The organism is Synechococcus sp. UW86, assembly GCF_900474085.1.
Taxonomy (GTDB): domain Bacteria; phylum Cyanobacteriota; class Cyanobacteriia; order PCC-6307; family Cyanobiaceae; genus Parasynechococcus.
In genome coordinates this window covers 527,080-548,326 of sequence record NZ_UCNU01000009.1, presented here as the reverse complement: position 1 = coordinate 548,326, position 21,247 = coordinate 527,080, and the positions used below count along the sequence as shown (strand labels likewise).

At 61.5% G+C, this 21,247-nt stretch carries 24 protein-coding genes, 2 tRNA genes and 1 pseudogene; 14 read left to right on the top strand and 13 right to left on the bottom strand.

Annotated features, from left to right (window positions below; all coding sequences use genetic code 11):
* Positions 1-273: 273 nt before the first annotated feature.
* Both DXY04_RS05215 and aroC read left to right on the top strand, forming a co-directional pair.
* Positions 274-732: a cupin domain-containing protein gene (locus tag DXY04_RS05215; protein ID WP_115161244.1), complete on the top strand. Its 459-nt coding sequence runs from the start codon at positions 274-276 to the stop codon at positions 730-732.
* Between the two features lie 39 nt (positions 733-771).
* Positions 772-1,866, top strand: a complete 1,095-nt coding sequence (gene aroC / locus DXY04_RS05210) for a chorismate synthase (RefSeq protein ID WP_114988184.1) — start codon at positions 772-774, stop codon at positions 1,864-1,866.
* A gap of 19 nt (positions 1,867-1,885) precedes the next feature.
* On the opposite strand, the gene DXY04_RS05205 is transcribed toward aroC, so the two are convergent.
* From DXY04_RS05205 to DXY04_RS05185, 5 genes are all read right to left on the bottom strand, one after another.
* Positions 1,886-2,347, bottom strand: coding sequence for a hypothetical protein (locus tag DXY04_RS05205; RefSeq protein ID WP_115161243.1), 462 nt, complete (start codon positions 2,345-2,347; stop codon positions 1,886-1,888).
* Between the two features lie 62 nt (positions 2,348-2,409).
* Positions 2,410-3,105 carry a bifunctional 4-hydroxy-2-oxoglutarate aldolase/2-dehydro-3-deoxy-phosphogluconate aldolase gene (locus DXY04_RS05200; protein WP_115161242.1) on the bottom strand — a complete coding sequence of 232 codons (696 nt, stop codon included), beginning with the start codon at positions 3,103-3,105 and terminating at the stop codon, positions 2,410-2,412.
* Positions 3,077-4,927 carry an ATP-dependent zinc metalloprotease FtsH gene (gene ftsH, locus DXY04_RS05195; protein ID WP_006851961.1) on the bottom strand — a complete coding sequence of 617 codons (1,851 nt, stop codon included), beginning with the start codon at positions 4,925-4,927 and terminating at the stop codon, positions 3,077-3,079. Before ftsH ends, DXY04_RS05200 begins: the two co-directional genes overlap by 29 nt.
* A gap of 44 nt (positions 4,928-4,971) precedes the next feature.
* Positions 4,972-6,144 (bottom strand): sulfate adenylyltransferase, encoded by a 1,173-nt coding sequence (sat, locus tag DXY04_RS05190; protein ID WP_115161241.1) that lies wholly within the window; start codon positions 6,142-6,144, stop codon positions 4,972-4,974.
* Positions 6,145-6,249: 105 nt separating this feature from the next.
* Positions 6,250-7,080 (bottom strand): photosystem II manganese-stabilizing polypeptide, encoded by an 831-nt coding sequence (locus DXY04_RS05185; RefSeq protein ID WP_114988159.1) that lies wholly within the window; start codon positions 7,078-7,080, stop codon positions 6,250-6,252.
* A gap of 156 nt (positions 7,081-7,236) precedes the next feature.
* On the opposite strand from DXY04_RS05185, the gene DXY04_RS05180 reads away from it, so the two are divergent.
* Complete coding sequence (locus tag DXY04_RS05180; protein WP_244276136.1) at positions 7,237-7,506, top strand: hypothetical protein; 270 nt, start codon at positions 7,237-7,239, stop codon at positions 7,504-7,506.
* On the opposite strand, the gene coaBC is transcribed toward DXY04_RS05180, so the two are convergent.
* A complete protein-coding gene (gene coaBC / locus DXY04_RS05175) occupies positions 7,479-8,777 on the bottom strand; it encodes a bifunctional phosphopantothenoylcysteine decarboxylase/phosphopantothenate--cysteine ligase CoaBC (protein ID WP_115161291.1) in 1,299 nt (432 codons plus the stop codon). The genes DXY04_RS05180 and coaBC overlap by 28 nt on opposite strands.
* Positions 8,767-8,988 (bottom strand): DUF2555 domain-containing protein, encoded by a 222-nt coding sequence (locus DXY04_RS05170; protein ID WP_114988156.1) that lies wholly within the window; start codon positions 8,986-8,988, stop codon positions 8,767-8,769. The genes coaBC and DXY04_RS05170 overlap by 11 nt, the downstream gene beginning before the upstream one ends.
* 45 nt (positions 8,989-9,033) lie before the next feature.
* Here DXY04_RS05170 and DXY04_RS05165 point away from each other — a divergent pair.
* The 4 genes and pseudogenes from DXY04_RS05165 to DXY04_RS05150 all read left to right on the top strand — a co-directional run.
* Positions 9,034-9,106 (top strand) — tRNA-Ala (locus DXY04_RS05165).
* A gap of 188 nt (positions 9,107-9,294) precedes the next feature.
* Entirely contained in the window at positions 9,295-9,495 is a 201-nt protein-coding gene (locus DXY04_RS05160) for a hypothetical protein (protein ID WP_011363323.1), read from the top strand.
* A gap of 175 nt (positions 9,496-9,670) precedes the next feature.
* Positions 9,671-10,051: a DUF565 domain-containing protein gene (locus DXY04_RS05155; RefSeq protein ID WP_170951337.1), complete on the top strand. Its 381-nt coding sequence runs from the start codon at positions 9,671-9,673 to the stop codon at positions 10,049-10,051.
* A 173-nt stretch (positions 10,052-10,224) separates the two neighbouring features.
* Positions 10,225-10,602 (top strand): annotated as a pseudogene (locus tag DXY04_RS05150) (NAD(P)/FAD-dependent oxidoreductase); the annotation flags it as partial.
* Here the strand turns inward: DXY04_RS05150 and DXY04_RS05145 are convergent.
* On the bottom strand, positions 10,542-11,591 hold the full coding sequence (locus DXY04_RS05145; protein WP_115161240.1) for an aspartate carbamoyltransferase catalytic subunit: 1,050 nt from the start codon (positions 11,589-11,591) through the stop codon (positions 10,542-10,544). The pseudogene DXY04_RS05150 and the gene DXY04_RS05145 sit on opposite strands and share 61 nt — an antisense overlap.
* Positions 11,588-12,229: a DNA-3-methyladenine glycosylase gene (locus DXY04_RS05140; protein WP_115161239.1), complete on the bottom strand. Its 642-nt coding sequence runs from the start codon at positions 12,227-12,229 to the stop codon at positions 11,588-11,590. The genes DXY04_RS05145 and DXY04_RS05140 overlap by 4 nt, the downstream gene beginning before the upstream one ends.
* A gap of 28 nt (positions 12,230-12,257) precedes the next feature.
* On the opposite strand from DXY04_RS05140, the gene DXY04_RS05135 reads away from it, so the two are divergent.
* From DXY04_RS05135 to gatC, 4 genes are read left to right on the top strand one after another with little or no spacing between them, the layout of a single operon-like run.
* Positions 12,258-12,989, top strand: a complete 732-nt coding sequence (locus DXY04_RS05135; protein ID WP_115161289.1) for a queuosine precursor transporter — start codon at positions 12,258-12,260, stop codon at positions 12,987-12,989.
* A gap of 41 nt (positions 12,990-13,030) precedes the next feature.
* On the top strand, positions 13,031-13,174 hold the full coding sequence (locus tag DXY04_RS12050; RefSeq protein ID WP_170951336.1) for a hypothetical protein: 144 nt from the start codon (positions 13,031-13,033) through the stop codon (positions 13,172-13,174).
* A gap of 43 nt (positions 13,175-13,217) precedes the next feature.
* The gene (locus DXY04_RS05130; protein WP_115161238.1) at positions 13,218-14,006 is read left to right on the top strand and encodes a creatininase family protein; all 789 of its coding nucleotides are present in this window, start codon (positions 13,218-13,220) and stop codon (positions 14,004-14,006) included.
* Entirely contained in the window at positions 14,003-14,296 is a 294-nt protein-coding gene (gatC, locus tag DXY04_RS05125) for an Asp-tRNA(Asn)/Glu-tRNA(Gln) amidotransferase subunit GatC (protein WP_114988151.1), read from the top strand. Before DXY04_RS05130 ends, gatC begins: the two co-directional genes overlap by 4 nt.
* Positions 14,297-14,303: 7 nt before the next feature.
* Here the strand turns inward: gatC and crtR are convergent, their stop codons facing one another.
* Both crtR and DXY04_RS05115 read right to left on the bottom strand, forming a co-directional pair.
* Complete coding sequence (crtR, locus tag DXY04_RS05120; RefSeq protein WP_115161237.1) at positions 14,304-15,335, bottom strand: beta-carotene hydroxylase; 1,032 nt, start codon at positions 15,333-15,335, stop codon at positions 14,304-14,306.
* A 54-nt stretch (positions 15,336-15,389) separates the two neighbouring features.
* Positions 15,390-15,471, bottom strand: a tRNA-Leu gene (locus DXY04_RS05115).
* Positions 15,472-15,525: 54 nt separating this feature from the next.
* Here DXY04_RS05115 and DXY04_RS05110 point away from each other — a divergent pair.
* Together DXY04_RS05110 and ileS are read left to right on the top strand one after the other, a co-directional pair.
* On the top strand, positions 15,526-16,020 hold the full coding sequence (locus DXY04_RS05110) for a Ycf66 family protein (RefSeq protein ID WP_115081576.1): 495 nt from the start codon (positions 15,526-15,528) through the stop codon (positions 16,018-16,020).
* Positions 16,021-16,047: 27 nt separating this feature from the next.
* Positions 16,048-18,972: an isoleucine--tRNA ligase gene (gene ileS / locus DXY04_RS05105; protein WP_115161236.1), complete on the top strand. Its 2,925-nt coding sequence runs from the start codon at positions 16,048-16,050 to the stop codon at positions 18,970-18,972.
* Here the strand turns inward: ileS and DXY04_RS05100 are convergent.
* Both DXY04_RS05100 and DXY04_RS05095 read right to left on the bottom strand, forming a co-directional pair.
* Positions 18,957-19,250, bottom strand: coding sequence for a hypothetical protein (locus tag DXY04_RS05100; RefSeq protein ID WP_115161235.1), 294 nt, complete (start codon positions 19,248-19,250; stop codon positions 18,957-18,959). The genes ileS and DXY04_RS05100 overlap by 16 nt on opposite strands.
* Positions 19,250-19,861 (bottom strand): DUF3177 family protein, encoded by a 612-nt coding sequence (locus DXY04_RS05095; protein ID WP_115161234.1) that lies wholly within the window; start codon positions 19,859-19,861, stop codon positions 19,250-19,252. The genes DXY04_RS05100 and DXY04_RS05095 overlap by 1 nt, the downstream gene beginning before the upstream one ends.
* 69 nt (positions 19,862-19,930) lie before the next feature.
* Here DXY04_RS05095 and DXY04_RS05090 point away from each other — a divergent pair, with 69 nt between their 5' ends.
* Positions 19,931-21,226 (top strand): FIST N-terminal domain-containing protein, encoded by a 1,296-nt coding sequence (locus DXY04_RS05090; RefSeq protein ID WP_115161233.1) that lies wholly within the window; start codon positions 19,931-19,933, stop codon positions 21,224-21,226.
* Positions 21,227-21,247: the final 21 nt, after the last annotated feature.

The window sequence follows — 21,247 nt, the reverse complement described above, 5'->3', positions numbered from 1 at the left end:
CTCCGAGGGGGCTTTTTGTTGTGCTTTCAGAATTGAGCTCCAATCAACCATCAACAGAGAGGAGCCATCTATGGTCCTCTCTGCACAACTCTGTGCGATGCAGAGGTGCCAACCCCTCAGCAACGCTTTACGTCGACTCAGCAGCGTGGAAGCAAGGCAACCTCGACATGGCAAGAACCAACCGCTTTTGCTGGTGGGCTTTGACTGAGCAGTCTTCTGGATGGGACGGGATTAGCAGCAACTGAAAAGCATGAGACAAAGCTCCGGACTGCCATGAGAAAAACGCAAACCCTGATCCAACAGCTCGGCTTAAAGCCCCATCCAGAGGGGGGCTGGTACCGAGAGCTGCATCGCAGTCCAGACCAAGTTCAACGACAGGACGGTGCCGAGCGATCTGCCTTGACGGCCATTCTGTTTTTGCTGCCTGCCGGTGCCGTCAGTTGCTGGCATCGGGTGATCGGTGGAGACGAAGTCTGGACGCACATTGATGGGGCCACGCTGGAGCTCTTTCAATGCCAGGGCGATGGCACAGGGCTGAAACGTGATGCTTTGCATGCGTCCAACCCCATCGAGGTGGTTCCCGCCAACACCTGGCAGGCGGCACGGAGTCTTGGTGACTACTCGTTGATGAGCTGTTGTGTCGGCCCGGGATTTGAGTTCTGTGATTTCGAGATGGCCCGGCAGCATCCCACGACAGAACGTCCGAAATTGCCCCATCCGGAGTTGATCTGAACCGATGGCTTCGTAGCCTCACCACATCGATCAATGGCCATGGGCAGCAGCTTCGGCGACCTCTTCCGGATCAGCACCTTCGGTGAATCCCACGGGGGAGGGGTGGGTGTCATCGTTGAGGGCTGTCCACCACGGCTCAACCTAAGCGTCGAGTCGATTCAGGCCGAACTGGACCGACGCAAGCCAGGCCAAAGCCACATCACCACACCACGCAAGGAAGCGGACCAGGTGGAAATTCTCAGTGGCCTGCTGGATGGCGAAACCACGCTTGGCACTCCGATTGCCATGGTCGTGCGGAACAAGGACCAACGGCCCGGGGATTACAAGGACATGGCGGTCGCCTTTCGGCCCTCCCATGCCGATGCCACCTACCAGGCGAAGTATGGAATCCAGGCCCGCAGCGGTGGTGGACGTGCATCAGCGCGGGAAACCATCGGCCGTGTCGCTGCAGGTGCGATCGCCAAACAACTGCTGAAACAAGCAGCAGGAACTGAAATCCTGGCCTGGGTGAAGCGGATCCACACCATCGAAGCCTCCGGCATCGACCCACAGCAGGTTCAGCTGAGTGATGTGGAGGCCAACATCGTTCGGTGTCCCGAGCCAGCGATCGCCGAGCGGATGATTGAGCGCATCGAAGCCATTGGCCGCGAAGGTGATTCCTGCGGCGGGGTGATCGAATGCGTGGTGCGCCATCCCGCCATTGGTCTGGGCATGCCGGTGTTCGACAAACTCGAAGCCGACCTCGCCAAAGCTGTGATGTCGTTGCCGGCCACCAAAGGATTTGAAATTGGGTCTGGTTTCGATGGAACGCTGTTGAAAGGCAGCGAGCACAACGACGCCTTTGTGCCGACCGACGATGGACGGCTGAAGACCGCCACCAACAACTCCGGGGGCATCCAGGGAGGGATCAGCAATGGTGAGCCGATTGTGATCCGAGTGGCCTTCAAGCCAACGGCCACGATCCGCAAAGAGCAGCAGACCATCGATTCCGATGGCAAGGCCACCACACTCGCTGGGAAAGGACGGCACGACCCCTGCGTTCTGCCGCGGGCCGTACCGATGGTGGAAGCGATGGTGGCACTCGTTCTGGCTGATCACCTGCTGAGGCAGCAGGGGCAATGCAGCCTTTGGTGAGCACCACCCTTGAATCAGTTCAGACGGAACTCACCGCTGAGCTGGAGCTCACCGCCGCTGCGGCCGTTTTCGTCTTTGCCGCGCTGCGGGTCCGGGTGCGGCGGGCGTGCTTTTTGCTGGCCTGAGCCTTGGCTGAGGCTGGTTTCTTGGCAGCCAACGTTTTCTTCACCGTCCGGCGTGCACGACCGGTAGTCCCACGGCTGCGATGACTCAACACCAGGGCCCACTCCTCATCACTGAGGGTGGATGGCTTGCTGCCATGGGCGTAGGAGAGCTTGGCCGCCTTTTCAATGTCCTTGATCAGGTTCGTCCAGGACGTGGCAAAACGCTTGTCAGACTGCGATTTTGCTCCGCTCTCCACCAGGGTCTCCACGACTCCAGCAGCCGACACCTTCTTGCGCCGACGATTGAAGATCTCCTTCTGAAGCTGAGCGATCAGGGCATCGGCCTTGTCGCTGAGCTTGATCGTGAGCTGCGACATGACGCAGTTGGATAGCTATCTCATCTGTAGCATTTTGGACGCATGTCGACCAGCCGTTGGCGTCAACGCTGGCTTGTCGATTGACGCAACCAGTCGAGAAGTGCCTGGAAGGCAGGCGCCGATCCCACCACCCTGCGGCCCAGAGCCACGGCGCCATGACCAGCCTCCAGCCATACGGGGAGGTCGCTTACCTCGAGACCACCAGCGGCAATCACGAAGGGCAGAGGGCCAAGGGGCGCCTGCAAGCGGCTCCAGTAACAAGGCCCCAGATTGGCAGCGGGAAACAGCTTGACGACACGACAGCCGAATCGCATGGCCTGCTGAACCTCCGTGGGGCTGAAGACCCCAGGCACCAGCAAGACACCAAGCTCTCTGGCCTGCTCCACGAGCTCAGGGCACCAGCACGGTGCCATGGCGTAGCTGAGATCAAGCCGCGATAGATCGTTGAGCGCCTTGGAGACCGTCACCGAAGCCGCCCCCAGATTCAGACCAGGGCAATGGTCTTGCACCCGTTGCATGAACCCCATCCAGCCTGGCTGGTCAACCCAGGCCACTTCGAGATGTCGAAGTCCTGCGGCGTGAAGCTGCTTCACCTGGTCCAACAAACCAGAGCCTGAAGCCGCGAGGTCGTCGGGCTCTGGCCGAATCACCAACAAAAGAGGCTGATGCTGCAGGGATGCCACCAAGAGCTCCTGCCGCACCAGCCAAGGGTTGGAAGACGAATCGAAATCAGACGTATTCGGCGACCCGGACGTCACGTTTAATCAGCAGCTCCTGAAGCTCTTCAGCATCAACAGTCTCCTGCTCAACGAGCATCTCAGCCAATTCATCCAGAACGGCTCGGTTGTCGACCAGAACCTTGGTGGCGCGCTTGTAGGCCACATCGACCAGCTCAGAGACCTCTTTATCGATCATGGCGGCGGTTTCCTCAGAGAAGTCACGCTCCGCAGCGATGTCGCGGCCAAGGAACATGCCACCCTGCGCGCGCCCCAAGGCAACAGGACCCAGCTCATCGCTCATGCCGAAGCGGGTGATCATCTGACGCGCGGTGGACGCAACCTGCTGGAGGTCGTTGGATGCACCAGTGGTGACCTCATCTTCGCCGTAGACAATCTCTTCAGCCACCCGACCGCCAAGGGCAACAGCCATCTGGTTCTGCAGGTAGGCCCGGGAGTAGAGACCTGATTCCATTCGCTCTTCACTGGGGGTGAAGAAGGTCAGACCGCCGGCATTACCCCTGGGAATGATCGAGATCTTCTGAACCGGGTCATAGTCCGGCATCAGAGCGCCCACCAGGGCATGACCAGCCTCGTGATAGGCCACCAGGCGAGCGCGGCGCTCGCTCATCACACGGTCCTTCTTCTCCGGGCCCGCCATCACCCGTTCAATGGCATCGCTGATCTCGTCGTTGCTCACTTCGGTGAGCTCGCGACGGGCCGCAAGGATGGCGGCTTCGTTGAGAAGGTTGGCGAGATCGGCACCGGTGTAACCAGGTGTCCGGCGTGCAACCTTGTCGAGATCGACGTCCTTGGCAAGGGTCTTGCCGCGAGCATGAACGCCAAGAATTTGTAGACGTCCGGAATAGTCAGGCCGATCAACGGTGACCTGACGATCGAAACGTCCGGGGCGCATCAGAGCGGCATCGAGCACGTCCGGGCGGTTGGTGGCCGCCACGATGATGATCCCGGTGTTGCCCTCGAAACCATCCATCTCCGTTAGGAGCTGGTTCAGCGTTTGCTCACGCTCGTCGTTACCACCGCCGAGGCCTGCACCCCGCTGACGGCCAACGGCATCGATCTCGTCGATGAAGACGATGCAGGGAGCGTTTTTCTTGGCTTGTTCGAAGAGGTCGCGAACGCGGCTGGCACCAACACCAACAAACATCTCAACGAACTCAGAACCAGAGATCGAGAAGAAGGGAACACCTGCTTCACCTGCCACAGCCTTGGCGAGAAGGGTCTTACCGGTGCCAGGAGGCCCCACAAGCAGAACACCCTTAGGGATCTTGGCGCCGACGGCCGTGAAGCGATCGGGGTTCTTGAGGAAGTCGACCACCTCGGTCAGCTCAAGCTTCGCCCCTTCAATGCCGGCCACATCGGTGAAGGTCACCTGGGTGGAGGGCTCCATCTGAACCCGCGCTTTGCTCTTGCCGAACTGCATGGCTGGGTTGCCGCCACCTCCACCCTGGGCGCGCCGGAAGAGGAAGAACAGACCACCAAGCAGCAGCAGAGGGAAGATCAGACTTCCAGCAGCCTGCTGCCAGCCAGGGGTCTGACGGGAGGGCTGCACGGCGATATCAACGCTGTGTTCGGTCAGCAAACCGAGCAGCTCACGATCGGGGGCCAGGTTGACCTGGGCACGACGGCCGTCGTTTTCAACCACCTGGGCGGTGCCTTGATCAGGAGAAATCAGCACACGGCTGATTTGGTCATCCTTCACCGCCTCAACGAACTCGCTGTAGCGGATGGTGTTCACCTGGGGCTGGCTGCCACCGCCACCACCAAAGAACGCTGGTGCAATCACAACGATCGCCAGAACCAAGAGGGCCCCGAGACCGATATTTCGCCAACGCTTGTTCACAGGTCGTCTCGTAGATGAAGGAATGTTAAACGGGTTCTCAGTCTTCAGGCGGCGCGGAGCACCTCAACCACGCTCTTGAAGGCGAACCACTCGGGAATCTCCTCACCACCGCGCAGCATCTTGCGGAACTGGGTGCCGCTCAGCTTCTTCACGTGCAGGCCACGCGCTTCAGCATGCTCGGCCGTCACATAGCCCTCTTCCTGGGTGTAAACGAGGTTCAGGGAGGGAACGGTTTCCATCGTGAGCTCGGGGGCACACTCCTTCGCGAAGTTCTGAGCGTCGTAAGGGCCATAGAAATCGTCACCGGTGAGAGACGATTTGCAGCCGGCCATATCCCGGCCAATGATGAAGTGGGTGCAGCCGTAGTTGCGGCGGATGATCATGTGCTGCAGCGCTTCACGCGGACCGGCCATGTGCATGGCGTAGGGCAGGTAGGCCCAGCGAATGCTGTCGTTGTTCACTTCGGCCGCCAGACGTTCATAGGTCTGGAAGCGAACGGCACCAGGGATGTCGTCCTGCTGAGTGGGACCGCAGGTGGGATGAACGAGCACCACAGCGTTGTCACTGACGTTCTGTGCATGGAGGGCACGGGTGAACAGTTCGTAGTGCGCGCGGTGAATGGGGTTACGGCACTGGAACGCCACCACGTCCTCGCCTTCGGGCAGGCCTTCACGCACCTCAGCAGGGGTCTTGCAGGGGAACACCCGCTCGGGCAGAGCAAGACCCTGGAGGCTTCCACCCAGATAGAAGCGCTTGCGCTCCATCGTGATCATCCGAACCGCAGGGTGCTCGATGGAGGTGGTGCCGTAGCAACCCTTGGCTTCAGCCACTTTGTTGGGTTCCCACTTGTCCTCGACCTCGAGGACGGCCAGGTCCTGACCCTTGTAGGTGAGCAGCAGCTTGTCGCCCACCACCACGTCGTCGCGGTCGGTGTCCATCACGATCGGCAGACCGAACAGCTGGCCAGCAGCCAGACGATGCCCACTGACCACGGCGTCGTAGTCCTCCTGGTGCATGAAGCCACGCAGAGGAGAGAAGCCACCCACACACAGCAGCTCCACATCACAGGCGTTGCGATCGGAACACTCGATCGTTTTGGTCGCCGTGGCTTTCACAGCGGCACGATCCGCCTCTGCCACCATCAGATCAACCAGCGTTCCGCCGTAGGGAGCAATCACACCAGATCGCTGGGCAGGAGCTGAAGCACTGGCGGTCATGGCTGCATGGAAAGATCGGGCGATTCTCCCAGATCGCCGGAGGATTGCAATGGGCCACAAAAAAGGGGGCCTAAGCCCCCTTGCAACCTGTTGTGATGACTTCGATCAGGCCTCTTCAAGACGACCGTAGAGATCACCAGTGATTTTGATGTCGACCACTTCACGACCACCCATGTCGGAGTCGGAGGGCTGGATGGCGCTGAACACACCAGCAAATTCTCCGGTTTCAGGATCAACCTTGGTGATGGAGAGGCTCATGGTTCCCACACCATCGATGTAGCGCTTGTTGTTGTCCTTCTCGAGCTGCTCGTCATCACCACCAAGTGCCACAAGACCCTGGGCGTACTGAACACCAGTCGTCAGAGCACGACCCTTGGGATCAATGAAGTTGCTGGTGCGGTAGCTGGGGGTGCGATAGGTGCCTTCAAAGTCGGTGCTGGTGGTCAGAGCCGAGCCATCAGCAGTGGCATTGAGGGACTTGCTGGAGAACGTGAAGGGGAACTCTTCACCACCGGGCACCAGAACGGTGATCGGCTGGAAGTCGATGCCACCTTTCTCCTGGAATTGCAGGCCTGATTCCGTCACCTTCAGATCGCCAAAAACGGAGTCGAGGCTGGAGGTGTAACGGGTGAGAATCTTGCCCTCAACAAACTCGGCTTGCTGACGAATGTTCTTGGGCTCCTCCTTGGCATAGACCTGCACAGGGTGCATGCAGATCTCACGCAGCTCGTAGCTGCCGCCGGCCGTCAGAGGAATCGAGCCCCGGGCTGAATCCCCGATCGTGGGGCAATCGTTGGCTTTGCCGGTGTTGTGGATGTCGTCGTAGGTGACGTTGGATCCACCACGCTGGACTGCATCACTGTCGCCACTGCAGGCCGTGGTGAAGAACGCGAGGCAGAGCGCCAGCACGACGGCCAGCAGAGGACGAATGCGCATGGAAGGAGCCGATCGGCTGAACGCTAATGGGGACGGAATGCCGTCAGACCTGGATCTTACAGGGCGAAAAATGACGTCAGGGCTAGCCTTTTGCAGCTCTCAACAACTTGTCGAAAGCGCGTGACATCCAACGATCCCGATTCGACCCAGGCACGGATGGCTCCGGCACTGGCCGCCCTGGGCGAGCTGGCAGAGGAGTTGAGGGGAAATCCCGAAGCACTGCTCACCCTGCTGCGTGAGCTTGAGGCCCTGCATCGCGACGTTCAGGACGGTCCGTTTCGTCAAAGCCTTCCAGAAAACCGCCAGAAATTGTTCACACTTCTGCAGGGAATGGAGAAAAACGGAGGCTGGCCCTACATCCCTCGTCTTCAACTGCGCACCTTCATCGACCTGCTCGGTCAGGACTCCATCGACGCCGCGGCCTGATCCCGAGCCTCAACCAGAGCATCTAGCAATTGATGGGCCAGAGAGAGCTTTGCCGTCACAGGCAGCTCTCGCCTCCAGCCATCTCCAAGCAACCAGCCTCCATTGGGTTGGTCCCCGAAACCCTGACCATCGCGGTCCACGGGATTCACCATCATCAGATCGCAGCCCTTCGCCAGCCGCTTGCTTTCAGCCCGCTCCAGCAAATGGGCATCGCTGCCTGTGAGCGCAGAGAAACCTAGAACCAACTGTCCGGGACGGCGTTGGCGGGTCAGATTCGACAGCAAGTCAGGCACTTCGGCCCAACCGGAAACAAGTGCCTGCTGAAGATCCTGCTTGGCCAGCTTGCTTGGGGGAGCGGCATCGCGCCGCAGGTCAGCGACGGCAGCAGCCATGACGAGCACATCGGATCCGGGCTGAGCCAACTGCAGAGCTGAACCGAGTTCGGCGGCACTCTCCACCGCAGTGCACTCCAGGCCTTCAAGCCAGGCGTCGGGGAGATCCAATGGACCATGCACCAGATGAACGGTGGCACCCCGGAGGCGTGCCGCCTGCGCCAGCAACACACCCATGCGGCCACTGCTGCGGTTGCTCAGGAAACGGGCCGGATCAATCGACTCTTGCGTCGGTCCAGCCGAAACAAGAACAGTCATCCCCGAGCAATCAAGGGTCACGTCAGGAATTCCCGAACCGCGGCTGAACACAGACGCAGCCGCCAACTCAATCAACAGCGGATCGGCCATGCGCCCATCGCCGACGCGATCACATGCCAAGAGACCGGACGCCGGCACGAGGGGGATCACCCCAGGGAAGGATTGAACCTGCTGCCAGTTGCGTTGCACCGCAGGGTGACGCCACATGGCCGTGTTCATCGCCGGAGCCGCGATAACAGGAGCTTCCATGGCCAGCAGAACACTGGCGAGCAGACCGTCGGCTGAACCCTGGCTCCAGCGGCACAGGCTGCTGGCACTCAGGGGCGCAACGATGGCCAACTCCGCCCACTCCGCCAACTCGATGTGCAACGGCCTGGATGAGGCGGAGTCCCACTGGTCGGCCTCGAGGTAGCAGCGATGGCGACTAAGGCTGGCGAGCGCCACGGGACTCACCAAGGCAGCACCACTGGTGGTCACAAGACAGCGCACCTCAGCGCCGGCCTTAATCAGCGCGCTGACAAGCAAGGGCGTCTTAACAGCAGCAATGCTGCCGCTGACGGCCACAAGCACACGCCGCCCGAACAGTGGCGACGACAGTGGCGACGCCTGCTCAGTCTTCATCAAAAGGCTCTTGGTCCACCAAATGGTGGTACGGAAGGATCAGTTCGGGCCGGTGAATGGCCAGCGCCCGAAGCAGGTGCCAATCCGAAAGGCTGTCGAAAGGAGAGGGGTAATCGTCCTCTTCAAGCCGGCGGGCGAGTTCGGCCGTCGAGGCCTCGTCAAAAGCTTCGAGCCGTTCCTGCGTAAGCATCGAGCCGTCCTCAGACCCCATCTATGGCAGTTTGACGCAGGCCGTGCCGGCTAGCGTTGGCTGACCGGGGAATTAGCTCAGTTGGTAGAGCGCTGCGATCGCACCGCAGAGGTCAGGGGTTCGAATCCCCTATTCTCCACTGCGCTTTTGCAGCGTCGCCTGCCACTTATTGGCCTGTTTGTCCTGGTGGTGTTCAGCACCGTGGCACGACCTTCAGCCCTACTCACCTTCACACTCCTGGCTGCAGCCGGTGCGATAAGTCGCGCCCCATCACGCCGCAGCTGACCCCCCATGAGGTAAAAGGGGTGTTGAACTCCCCCGTAGCCGATGTCGCAATCGAAGCGCGAGCAGGTCGTGAGCCACCTGCGCTACATCCGCCAAGAGCTGCGCGAGATGCATCAAGGAGTCATGGAAGACGGTCTTCTTCCCGAAGCCGGCGAAGTTCGGGGTGTGATGGCACAAATGGAAGCCCTGCTGGAACTTCTCGAAGGCAAAGCGTCCAGAAAAGCGAAGGCTGAGTCCAAATAACTTTCAGCGCAAGCCGTTGTCAAAGCCCTCAGCTCTGGCTTTGCTGCGCCAATCCCCATCACCTGGCCCGGGCTTGCCCCGGGTTTTTTATTGAAATCTCCTATCCGTAGTGTCTGATGCCTGCAGGTTGCCTACGGGTGGTGTAAACAGGGGCTGGCAGGGGCATGGCCGGGTGATGGGGATCACTGGTTTCGACCCTGCCTCTTCCCCTGAAACCAGTGCCGTGCAACGGCTTCAATCCACCCGGCTGCAAACCAACGTTGGAGCAGCATTTCAAAGGCTGGATCGATGGGCGCGCAATCCTTGGCGGCGGTTTTCCTTGCTGGCCCTTGCTGGACTCATTGGCTTTTTGATCGGTAGCGCCATCACATCAGTGGCAGGCGTTCTCGGGCAGATGGACCCCGTGGCTGCGCTTGTGGTGGTTCTTGGCACTGAACTCACGATCCGGCGCCGACGCAGCTCCGAACCATCACTGAAACTGCCCCAACAGCTCCTGGACCTTGGTCGTATTGGCTTTCTCTACGGCCTCTTTCTCGAAGGGTTCAAGCTGATCTGAAGCAGAACCGTTCAAAACAGCCAAAGATTGCGATTCATACCTTTCGGAAAGAATCCGATGGGATGCAAATGGCGAGCAACCATTACTTCCTGGAGCTTGAACCGCCAGCGGAACGGTTACGTCATGCACCGCATTTGGTCATCGTCGGCGGAGGCTTTGCAGGGGTGCACGCCAGTGCAGTGGCCAACCTGCATGGCTTCAAATTTTCCGGACGCCTGGGCCTGCTGCTGTGGGCCATCGTTCACCAGGCCTTGATCCCCAACCGAGAGAACCGGATCACCTTGAGCATCAAATGGCTGTACGCCCTGGCGACCCGGCAACGGGCCTCGATTCTGCTAACCGGAATGCCCAGCCAGCATCTGGCGCTTGATGCTGAGGATGCCCACTTCCCGATGGCCAGCGGCAAAGGTCCCTCCATCGCAGAACCCGATGCCGCCCTCAAGGCAGCGATGGATTACTACGCCCATCAGCTCAGTGGCCTCCCCCAAACTCAGGAGCTGCTCGACACCAAGGAGGCCTCAGTTGCGGATTCGGAAGCTGCCATCAAATAGAGCAAGGCCATCCGGGTGGGCACGCCATTCCTGACCTGCTCTTCCACAAGGCTGACGCGCGGGTCATCCAGAAGCGACCCACTCAATTCGACGCCGCGATTGACCGGGCCGGGGTGCAGTACGGGAACGTTCTCTCCGCAGAGCTGCATGCGCTCATGGCTCAGCCCGAAGTCCCGGTGATAGCGCTCCAAGCTGGTGAGCAACTGCTGGCCCATCCGTTCCTTCTGAAGCCGCAGGGTCATCACGGCATCGGCGCCCGGCAGCGCATGTTCCAGGCGCCGCACCACGCTGACCTTGGCCCGTTGCGGCACCGGATCCTTCAGCAGACCCGGGGGCGGAGCATCCACGAAGGCCGAAAAATCCTCGGGGACAAGGCTGGGAGGACCGCACAACACCACATCCGCGCCACAGGCCGTCAAAGCCCAGAGATTGGAACGGGCCACCCGCGAGTGAAGGATGTCTCCAACAATCACAATCCGGCGACCTTGCAGCGCTTCCGGCATGGGGTACTGGGGCGAGAAATGCCGGGCAAGAGTGAGCAGATCCAGCAGTCCCTGACTGGGATGACTGTGCAGTCCATCGCCCCCATTGAGCACCACGGTGCGCTCACCCATCTGCTGCAGATCCAGCGCCAGTTGCTGCGGCACCCCGGTGGAACGGTGGCGCACCACCAGAACGTCGGCGCCCATGGCCACGTAGGTGCGCGCTGTATCGAGAACGCTTTCCCCTTTGCTGAGTGAGCTGCTGGAAGGTGAAAAGCTCATCACATCTGCCGACAGACGCTTGGCCGCCAACTCAAAACTGCTGCGAGTTCGGGTGCTGGGCTCGAAGAACAGCGTTGCCACCAGACGGCCCTGCAAGGCAGGCAGTTTGCGGGCACCAGTGACGGGCAGTGAACGAAACCGCTGGGCCAGCTCAAGCACAGCTGCAAAGTCTTCCCGCGAAAACGAGGCGAGATCCAGCACGTGTCGATGCGGCCAGCCACTCATGACAACGACTCCAGCGATGGCGCCCAGCACTGTGCCTTGGGTGGCATGCGATCACCCCGAGCTCGTCTGCTGACACTGCGACTGCTCCGCAGGTACCAGCGCCATGGGGTTGCAGCGCCCTGGGAGATGCCGATCCGGGTGGTTGTCACAAGATCCTGGCTGGCAAATGTGTCTGACCTTGGGGCCATCCACACGTCATGTTCGCCCGTCACCGGACGGCTGTCATCACGGCGATCAAGCCCGAAACGTCGTGCCAACAGGCCGGGACCTGCTGCAATCCGCTCCGGTTCATCAGGAAGAGCCACGGCACGCAGCAACACGCCGTTGGCCCAATCGGCCCGATCAGTGACCACGTTCACGCAGTGGTGGATGCCGTAGCTGACATACACATAAAAATGCCCTGGCTCACCGAACAGGGTTTCGTTTTGCGGCGAACGGCGGCGGTAACCGTGACAAGCGGGATCGTCCTGGGAATAGGCCTCGGTTTCAACGATCACGCCCCAGAGCAGGCTGCCATCGTCTTGGCGTTTCACCAACCTGCAGCCCACCAAATCGGGGCCCACGATCTGAGCCGGACGGGCAAAAAAATTGAGCGGAAGCGAAACGAAATCGATGACAGGCTGCCGGCTGGCGGCCACGCTTGTTTCAGCTTGAACGTTGCAGGCTGTGGACAGCAACCTCCAGGCACGGCGTGATGGGGTTTTTCTGGTGCTGGCGGGTTTGTTCCTCGGAACACTCGGCATGCTCAACATCCTGGGCCTGACGCGCTTCCTGCAACTGGGCAGCATCGGCGGCTGGCCGATCGTGGTGGCCGTTGGCGCACTGCCCTACCCGGTCACGTTCCTCTGCACTGATCTGATCAGCGAACTCTGGGGAGAACAGAAAGCCAATCAAGTGGTGTGGGTCGGGTTGCTGCTCAACGGCTGGGTGCTGCTGATCCTCTGGCTGGGGGGCGTTCTGCCGAGCATGAGCGGCAGCGATGACAGCACCTTTCGCACCATTCAGCAGCTCAGTTTCGGTTCAGTTGGCGCCTCGATGGTGGCCTACCTCACGGCGCAGTTCGTGGACGTGCGACTGTTCCATTTCTGGAAAAAACTCACCAATGGCAAAGCGCTCTGGCTGCGCAACAACGGCTCCACCCTGGTGAGCCAGTTGGTGGACACCAGTGCCGTGGTGCTGATCAGCCATTACGGCGCCCATGTGCTGCCAATACAGCCGGAACGGTCCGTGCTGCCGCAGCTGATCAGCTTCATTGGCAGCGGTTACCTGTTCAAAGTGATGGCGGCGTTGACCGACACGCTTCCCTTCATCTGGCTCACGGGATGGCTGCGGAAGTGGCTGGACATTCCTGGTGAAGAGGGCGAACTCACAACAGAAGCCACGTCATCGATGCAATAACTGCGCATCCACACCAAACTGAGCTCAGTTCAGGCCAGGTGATGGACGCAGCCACCTCCAGCTTCAACCTCGGCACTGTGCTTCTCGCCAGCATCGTGCTGTTCCCCTTGGCCTGCCTGTTCTTCGGAACCCGCGGCGGCTACTACAACACTGATCAGTACAACGGCAACGGCACCGCCCACTGATCGGCGGGAGTTGAGCGATCATCGGGTCACTGGTTCAGCCTGAATGACCGCTGCAACTCCCGGTCCTGTCGACAGCACGGACGCCATTCGCCTCGCCCTGCGCAGTTGGCCTGAAGTGGAGAGCTACCTCCAAGTCTGCAAGGGGGTGATCATCCCCCTGGGATCCACCGAGCAGCACGGTCCCACGGGCGCCATCGGCACCGACGCCCTCACCGCAGAAGCGGTGGCCCTTGAGGTGGGTCGTCGCACCGGCGTTTTGGTCACCCCAGCTCAAGCCTTTGGCATGGCGGAACACCACCTTGGTTTCGCGGGAACGATGAGCCTGCAGCCAGCAACGCTTCTGGCCGTTCTGCACGACCTGGTGTTGTCCCTGGGCCGGCATGGCTTCGAACGGGTGTTCGTGATCAATGGCCACGGGGGCAACATTGCAACGGCTAAAGCCGCCTTTGCCCAGGCCCACGGCACCGCCAACACCCGCAATCTCCCCGTAGCCCCACAGCTGCGTTGTCGGCTGGCCAACTGGTTCATGGCCAGCCCCGTGATGCGCCAGGCCCGCGATCTTTATGGGGATAAGGAAGGGCATCACGCAACCCCGAGCGAAATCGCGGTGACCCTCGCTGTGGAACCCAGCTTGCAAAGCAAGCAACGGCCGCTGCCCGACCCCGCGCCAGCAGGTCCCATCCATGGACCGGACGACTTCCGGCGCCGTCACCCCGATGGACGCATGGGGTCCCACCCCTCCTTGGCCACCGCCCAGCACGGTGAGGCCTTGCTCGAGACAGCCGCCACCGCGTTGAGCGAGGATCTGCGCACGTTCCTCGGCGAGTCATGAGCCAGATTTCCAGCGACGACGTCCGCAAGGTGGCCCAGCTCGCCCGCCTTGATCTGCCCGAGGACAAGATTGCGACCTACACCGGTCAGCTCGAGTCCATCCTCGAGTACGTGGGTCAGCTCCAGCAGGTGGACACCGAAGGCGTTCCGGAAACCACCCGAGCCGTGGAGGTGACCAACGTCACCCGGGCCGATGGCGTGCAGCCGACCCCCGTTCGGGACGACATTCTCAACCAGGCACCCCAGCGAGAGGGTGACTTCTTCCGGGTTCCGAAAATCCTGGCTGACTGAACCCGGATCATCGGGACAACGAACGTTTGGGCTCGGTTTTGATCGCGATGCGATCAACAAAACCGAGCCAGTGGCGACGCAGCCCCCGGCCGGGCATGAAACGGGCTGCGCGCCTCATCTTTCCGCTGCGGCGCTTGTGGCTGCGAACTCCCACAAGGATGTCGTAGAGGAAGTTGTAACCATCCCGTCGGGTCTCAAAAATGCCCAACCGCTGAGGCGATCCCTTGGCGTCGAGCAGAGGCTTGGTGGCCTCATAGGCCGGTTTGTATTCGAACCAGGGAATGGATGGCCAGAGGTGATGAACCAAGTGATAGTTCTGCCCCATGATCAGCCAGTTCATCAGCCTGCCTGGGTAGATCCGGGCGTTCGTCCAGCGGTTGCGGGAGGTGAACGGCCGATGCGGGAGGTAGTCGAAGAACAAACCCAGCGTCACGCCCACCATCAAGGCAGGGGCAAACCAGCAGTTGAAGATGAACGGCAGGAAGTCAAAGCGTGCCGCCGCCAGCACGATCACCACAAAAATGCTGCGCTCTAGCCCCCACTGCATCAACTCCCAGCGGCGCCAGAGGCGACGCTGAAAGAAAAACCACTCGTGATAGAAAAATCTCGGAGCGATCAGCCAGAGCGGCCCGAACGTGCTGACGATGTGGTCCGGGTCGTTCTTCGGGTCATTCACATGGGCGTGATGCTCAAGATGCACCCGCGTGAACACTGGAAAGCTGAACCCGAGCAACAGCGCCGAGCCATGGCCCATGGCCTGGTTGATCCATCGATTGGGATGGGCTGCGTTGTGGCAGGCGTCATGAATCACCGTCCCTTCCAGATGCAGCGCCAGAAAGCCCGTGCAAAGCAGCACCGGCAGGGGCAAGGCCGCCACAAACCAGCCCCAGATGGTCAGAGCCGCCAGGGCATAACCGCCTAAGAAGAGGCCAACGGTGGGGTTCCAAAAGGCCGGCGGGTCAACGAATTCGCGTGGAACCGAGCGATAGCCCATTCCGACCGGACGAGGCTGCTGTTGTTGAGCAGTGCTCTGATGCATCCGGAGGTCAGGCAACAGGTCTGTAACGATCCCGAACCACGGTAGGGAAAGGAATGCCCACCGGGGGACTTGAACCCCCACGACCAAAGCCACTGGTACCTAAAACCAGCGCGTCTACCAATTCCGCCAGATGGGCAACGCCCCGACTCTAGAGATCGCACCAGAATGGGAGCAGACCGCCACACCTCGGATGCTTGCGACCCTCAGCGGCGATCTCTGCCTCCTGCTCGGCCTGGCACTCCTGCTGCTTCCCCTTCTGGCCGTTGAACTCAGTCGTCCCCGCGATGGTGTTTGGGGCGCGGTGGTCTTGCTGCTGGGTCTCGTTCTGGTCACCAGCACGGACCGTCTGCGGGGAGCGCCGATGCTGGCGGTTCTCTGCGCCGGCCTGTTGATCGCACGCTTGGGATCCGAGGTCGGACAGGCCCGCTGGAACAGCCTCAGCGAAACCGAGCAGCAGCGGTTCACCTCGCTCGATCATTGGCGCACCAGCCTTCAACAACTGTTGATCACCACGGGCCGAGTGGGCGAAGGCATCAGCGGCATTGCCAAACAACTCAAACCGGCCGGGAAATCAGGGGTTACGGGCAAAAAATGGGTGCGTCCCGAGTCCCCCGAAACCACTGACGCAAGCGATACCGAATCAGCCGAAGCCGCCAAGGTCACATCTCCAGAGGGCGAAGACTGATAATCCCGAGGCCAGAGCAGGGACCCCGTGAGCAAGGAGACGCGCGACGCCGCCGCTGAGGAACGCCCCTCCTACAAACACACCCTCAATCTGCTGCAGACGGGATTCGGCATGCGTGCCAATGCCGTCCAACGCGAGCCTGAACTGCAGGGCTTCTGGAAAGACCACGGCATCGACGGCGAGCTGGGCCTGAACAACAGCGGCCCAACTTTCACCCTCCATGACGGCCCGCCCTACGCCAACGGTGCTCTGCACATGGGGCATGCCCTCAACAAGGTGCTGAAGGACGTCATCAACAAATATCAGGTGTTGAACGGACGGCGAGTGCGCTACGTACCGGGCTGGGACTGCCACGGTCTGCCGATCGAGCTCAAGGTGCTGCAGTCGATGGATCAGGAGCAGCGCAAGGCGCTGACACCGATCAAGCTGCGCAAAAAGGCTGCCGCCTACGCCCGCAAACAGGTGGATGGCCAGATGAAGGGCTTCCAGCGCTGGGGCATCTGGGCGGACTGGGAGCAGCCGTATCTGACTCTGCAAAAGGAGTACGAATCGGCTCAGATTCGGGTGTTTGGCGAGATGGTGCTCAAGGGGCACATCTACCGGGGTCTGAAACCGGTGCACTGGAGCCCGAGTTCACGCACCGCTTTGGCCGAAGCGGAACTGGAGTACCCCGACGGCCACACCAGTCCCAGCGTCTACGCCGCCTTCCCAGCCGTGGAGCTTCCAGCGGCGCTGCGGGATGCACTCAAGGCCGAGGGCCTGGACCTGCCCACGGAGACGGACGCCCTTGGGAAGACCCTGCAGGTGGCGATCTGGACCACCACCCCCTGGACGCTGCCGGCCAATCTGGCGGTGTCGGTGAATGAAAGGCTCGATTACGCCCTGGCCGACGACGGCGAAGGCCGACTGCTGCTGGTGGCTGCCGATCTGATCGAGACGCTGAGCGTCACCCTTGCGCGCCCACTGAGCCGGCGCGCCACCGTCAAAGGCGCTCTGCTCGCCGGGCTGACCTACCGCCACCCGCTGCTGGATCGCACCAGTCCGGTGGTGATCGGGGGCGATTACATCACCACCGAATCAGGCACAGGCCTCGTGCACACCGCACCTGGTCACGGCGTCGACGACTTCCACACCGGCCAGAAGAACGGCCTGCCGGTGCTGTGCCCTGTGGACGAAGCCGGCAACCTCACCGATGAGGCCGGGCCGTTCGCGGGCCTGAATGTGCTCAAGGATGCCAACCCCAAGATCATTGAGGCGCTGGAGTCCGCCGGGGCCCTGCTCAAGCAGGAGGCCTATGGCCACCGCTACCCCTACGACTGGCGCACCAAGAAACCCACCATCTTCCGGGCCACGGAACAGTGGTTTGCCTCCGTGGAAGGGTTCCGTCAACAGGCCCTTGATGCGATCGCCGCCGTGGAGTGGACCCCTGCTTCCGGTCGCAACCGGATCGAATCGATGGTCAAGGAGCGGGGCGACTGGTGCATCTCCCGTCAGCGCACCTGGGGGGTGCCGATTCCCGTCTTTTATCACCGCAGCAACGGCGAGGTGCTGCTGAACGCCGACACCCTGGAGCACATCCAGGCGTTGATCGCCGAGCACGGTGCCGACGTCTGGTGGGAGAAAGACGAAGCGGATCTGCTGCCGCCCGCCTACGCCGACCAGGCCGATCAGTGGCGCAAGGGCACCGACACCATGGACGTGTGGTTCGACTCCGGCTCAAGCTGGGCTGCCGTCGCCAGCCAGCGGGACAACCTGAGCTATCCCGCCGACCTGTACTTGGAAGGGTCCGACCAGCACCGCGGCTGGTTCCAGAGTTCACTGCTCACCTCGGTCGCCGTGAATGGCCACGCACCCTACAAGCGGGTGCTCACCCATGGCTTCGCCTTGGATGAGAAGGGCCGCAAGATGAGTAAATCCCTCGGCAACGTGGTCGACCCGATGGTGATCATCGAGGGGGGCAAAAACCAGAAACAAGAACCGCCCTACGGCGCCGATGTGCTGCGGCTCTGGGTGAGCTCGGTGGATTACTCCGCCGATGTGCCGATCGGAGCCGGGATTCTGCGCCAGCTGGCCGATGTGTATCGCAAGGTGCGCAACACCAGCCGCTATCTGCTGGGCAACCTGCACGACTTCAATCCGGCAACCGACGCGATCCCGATTGCGGAACTGCCGTTGCTGGACCGCTGGATGCTGCAGCGCACGGCCGAGGTGATGGACGACATCACAGAAGCCTTCGAAAGCTTCGAGTTCTTCCGCTTCTTCCAGCTGCTGCAGAACTTCTGTGTCACCGATCTGTCGAACTTCTACCTCGACATCGCCAAGGACAGGCTCTACGTGAGTGCCCCCGCCGACCAGCGCCGGCGCAGCTGCCAGACCGTGATGGCCCTGATCATCGAACGCCTGGCCGGACTGATCGCTCCTGTCTTGTGCCACATGGCCGAAGACATCTGGCAGAACCTGCCTTACCCCGTGGAGGAGACATCGGTCTTCCACCGGGGCTGGCCGACGGTTCCAGTCGAGTGGCGTGATGCTGCTCTCAGCGCTCCGGTTCAAGAGCTGCGGGAGCTCCGCGCCGCCGTCAACAAAGTGCTTGAAGATTGCCGCGGCCGTCAGGAACTTGGCGCATCGCTTGAGGCAGCCGTGCGGATTGACGCCCGCCGTCCGGAACTCCAGGCCGCTCTCTCCTGGCTAAGTGAGACGGGGGATCCCGAGGTAGACGGTCTGCGGGACTGGCTGCTGGTCTCACAACTGCAGATTGGCGGCGAGCCCTGGGCCGAAGTGCTGGCCAGCCAGGACGACGAGCTCGCATCGATCGAGGTGAGCCGAGCGCGGGGAACCAAATGCGAGCGCTGCTGGCACTACGAGGGGGATGTGGGTCAGCACCCGGAACATCCCCACATCTGTGGGCGCTGTGTTGGGGTTCTGGAACGCCGGACTCACCAGTTGACCTGAGCCAGGAGATCGTTCGGCGGCATCGGTCCAGCCAGGACAACCTCTTGACCTGGCGACAAGGGCCCCTGCAGCAGCTCAGCCTGATCGAGGCTGGTTCCCTCAGGGAGAACGGAGGCATCAGGGTCAAAGGCGGTTGGATGGGTGGTGCTGCTGCTGAACCCACGGAAGATCAGCAACTCAAACGGCTCATCCACGACCTGACCCCGTAGGCGGACAACTCGCTGGGGCTGAACACGCGTTCGCTCCTCCAGGGCCTGAACCAGCGCCTGGTCAGTCATCAGAAATCCCCCGCCACGCGGCCGTAACGGGGCAAACGCACCAACAGCCACTGCAGCAAACCAGCCAGATAAGCCACCAGGGCGACGTACCCCACAAAGGCAGCAACGGCCTCGGTCCACAAACCACCGAACAGAAAATTGAACACCGTGGCCGCAAGACCATGGATGCCCTGAGGAGCTTCCAGCCAGGTGAGGCATGCCGAGGACTCCAGCTGTTGCATGCAGCCCAAACCCGTCACGCTCATGCCCAGGCTGATGAGAGCAAACCCACTGAATGCCCAACGCCACACCTTCACGGCAAGGGGCAGCGGACGCCAGAGCGGCTGGTCGGCCAGCTCCTCATTGATGTCGACCCAGAACCACAGGCTGATCACCATCAACACCGGTGCGACAACCGCCATGGCGTAGCCCAAGGGCCGCTGATCCGTCAGCAGCAAGAGGCTGATCGCCATCAGGCTGGCCACTTTCCAATAGATCCCGAGCAGCCGAAGCACCAACGGCTCGCGACGCCAGGACGACCAGATCAACAGGACCAGAGGCACGCCAACGGCGAAGGTGGCGGCCAGGCGATAGGTCAGCCACACCAGAGCGCGGTACGTGAGCTCGTTCACTGGGGACTGTCACAGTGCCGCCATTATCAACGTCCCGAGCTGTGCTCCAGGGTTGATAAGGTCCGCTTCATGGCACCGTTCGCACCGTTCAGCTGGTTTCGCTCCGGGGGCGCTGAAGCCAGTTGCCGGACAGGGTTGTCTGGCAAAGCGTCCCTGGATGAAGCCGTAAGGGATGTGGTCGAGCAACTGGGCCGATCCAAGGGCGAAGCCGATCTCGCCCTCGTCTTCACCTCCACGGGTTACGCCACCGACCTGCCGCGGCTGCTGCCGATGCTTCGCGCCCAGATCAGCGCGAAGCATTGGATCGGATGCACCGGTGGCGGCGTGGTGGGCACCCGCGGCGACGGAAGCGCTGCGGAACTGGAGCAGACACCTGCTTTGAGCGTGACGCTGCTCTCCCTGCCGGGGGCATCGATCGACACTCAACACCTGAGCATCGAGGAGCTGCCTGATCTGGATGGAGCCGCCCAGCAATGGCAAGACTGGGTTGGCATCACCCCCGAGGCTGCCCGCAGCCAGATCCTGCTGATCGACCCCACCAGCAGTGGAATCAATGACCTGATCAGCGGGCTGGACTACGCCTATCCGAGTGCCGAAAAGATTGGCGGCATCGCCGCACCCCACAACAGCCCGCACGGATCGTTGCTGCTGGATGACCAGGTCGTCACCGGCGCAGTGGTGTGTTCCATCGGGGGAAGCTGGCGGCTCGAAACCGTTGTGGCCCAGGGATGCCGCCCCATCGGCCCGGTCTTCTCAATCGAGCAGGTGCAGCGCAACGTGTTGCTGGAACTCAATGATGGCAGCACCAAGGCCAGCCCCATCAATTGCCTGCAACAGGTTCTGGCGGACCTCAGCGAACGGGAGCGCGAACTGGTGCGTCACTCGTTGTTCCTCGGTGTGGAACGCAGCAGCCTGCGGCTGAACGCCAACGGAGGAGCCTCAGAAGCGAGTGCCTTCCTGATCCGCAACCTGATCGGAGTCGATCCCAACAATGGCGCCGTGGCCGTTGCTGAGCGGGTGCGCGCCGGCCAAAACGTGCAATTTCACCTGCGCGAAGCCACGGCCTCCCAGGACGAAGCCGTTGCCCTGCTCAAAGCAGCGACGGCAGATTCTGGCGACACGGTCCATTTCGGACTGCTCATGGCCTGCCTGGGACGGGGCCAGGGGCTGTTTGGTCGAGCCGATGGCGACATCAGCCTGGCGCGCCAACTGATGCCAGACCTGCCTGTGGCGGGAGCGTTCTGCAACGGGGAGATCGGGCCCGTCGGCGGCACGACGCATCTGCATGGCTACACCGCCTGCTGGGGCTTGCTGCGCCAGGACCCCGACAGCTCCTCTGGCAGTGGCTCTGACAATCTCGGTTGAACCGGATCGCACCGCTTCAGA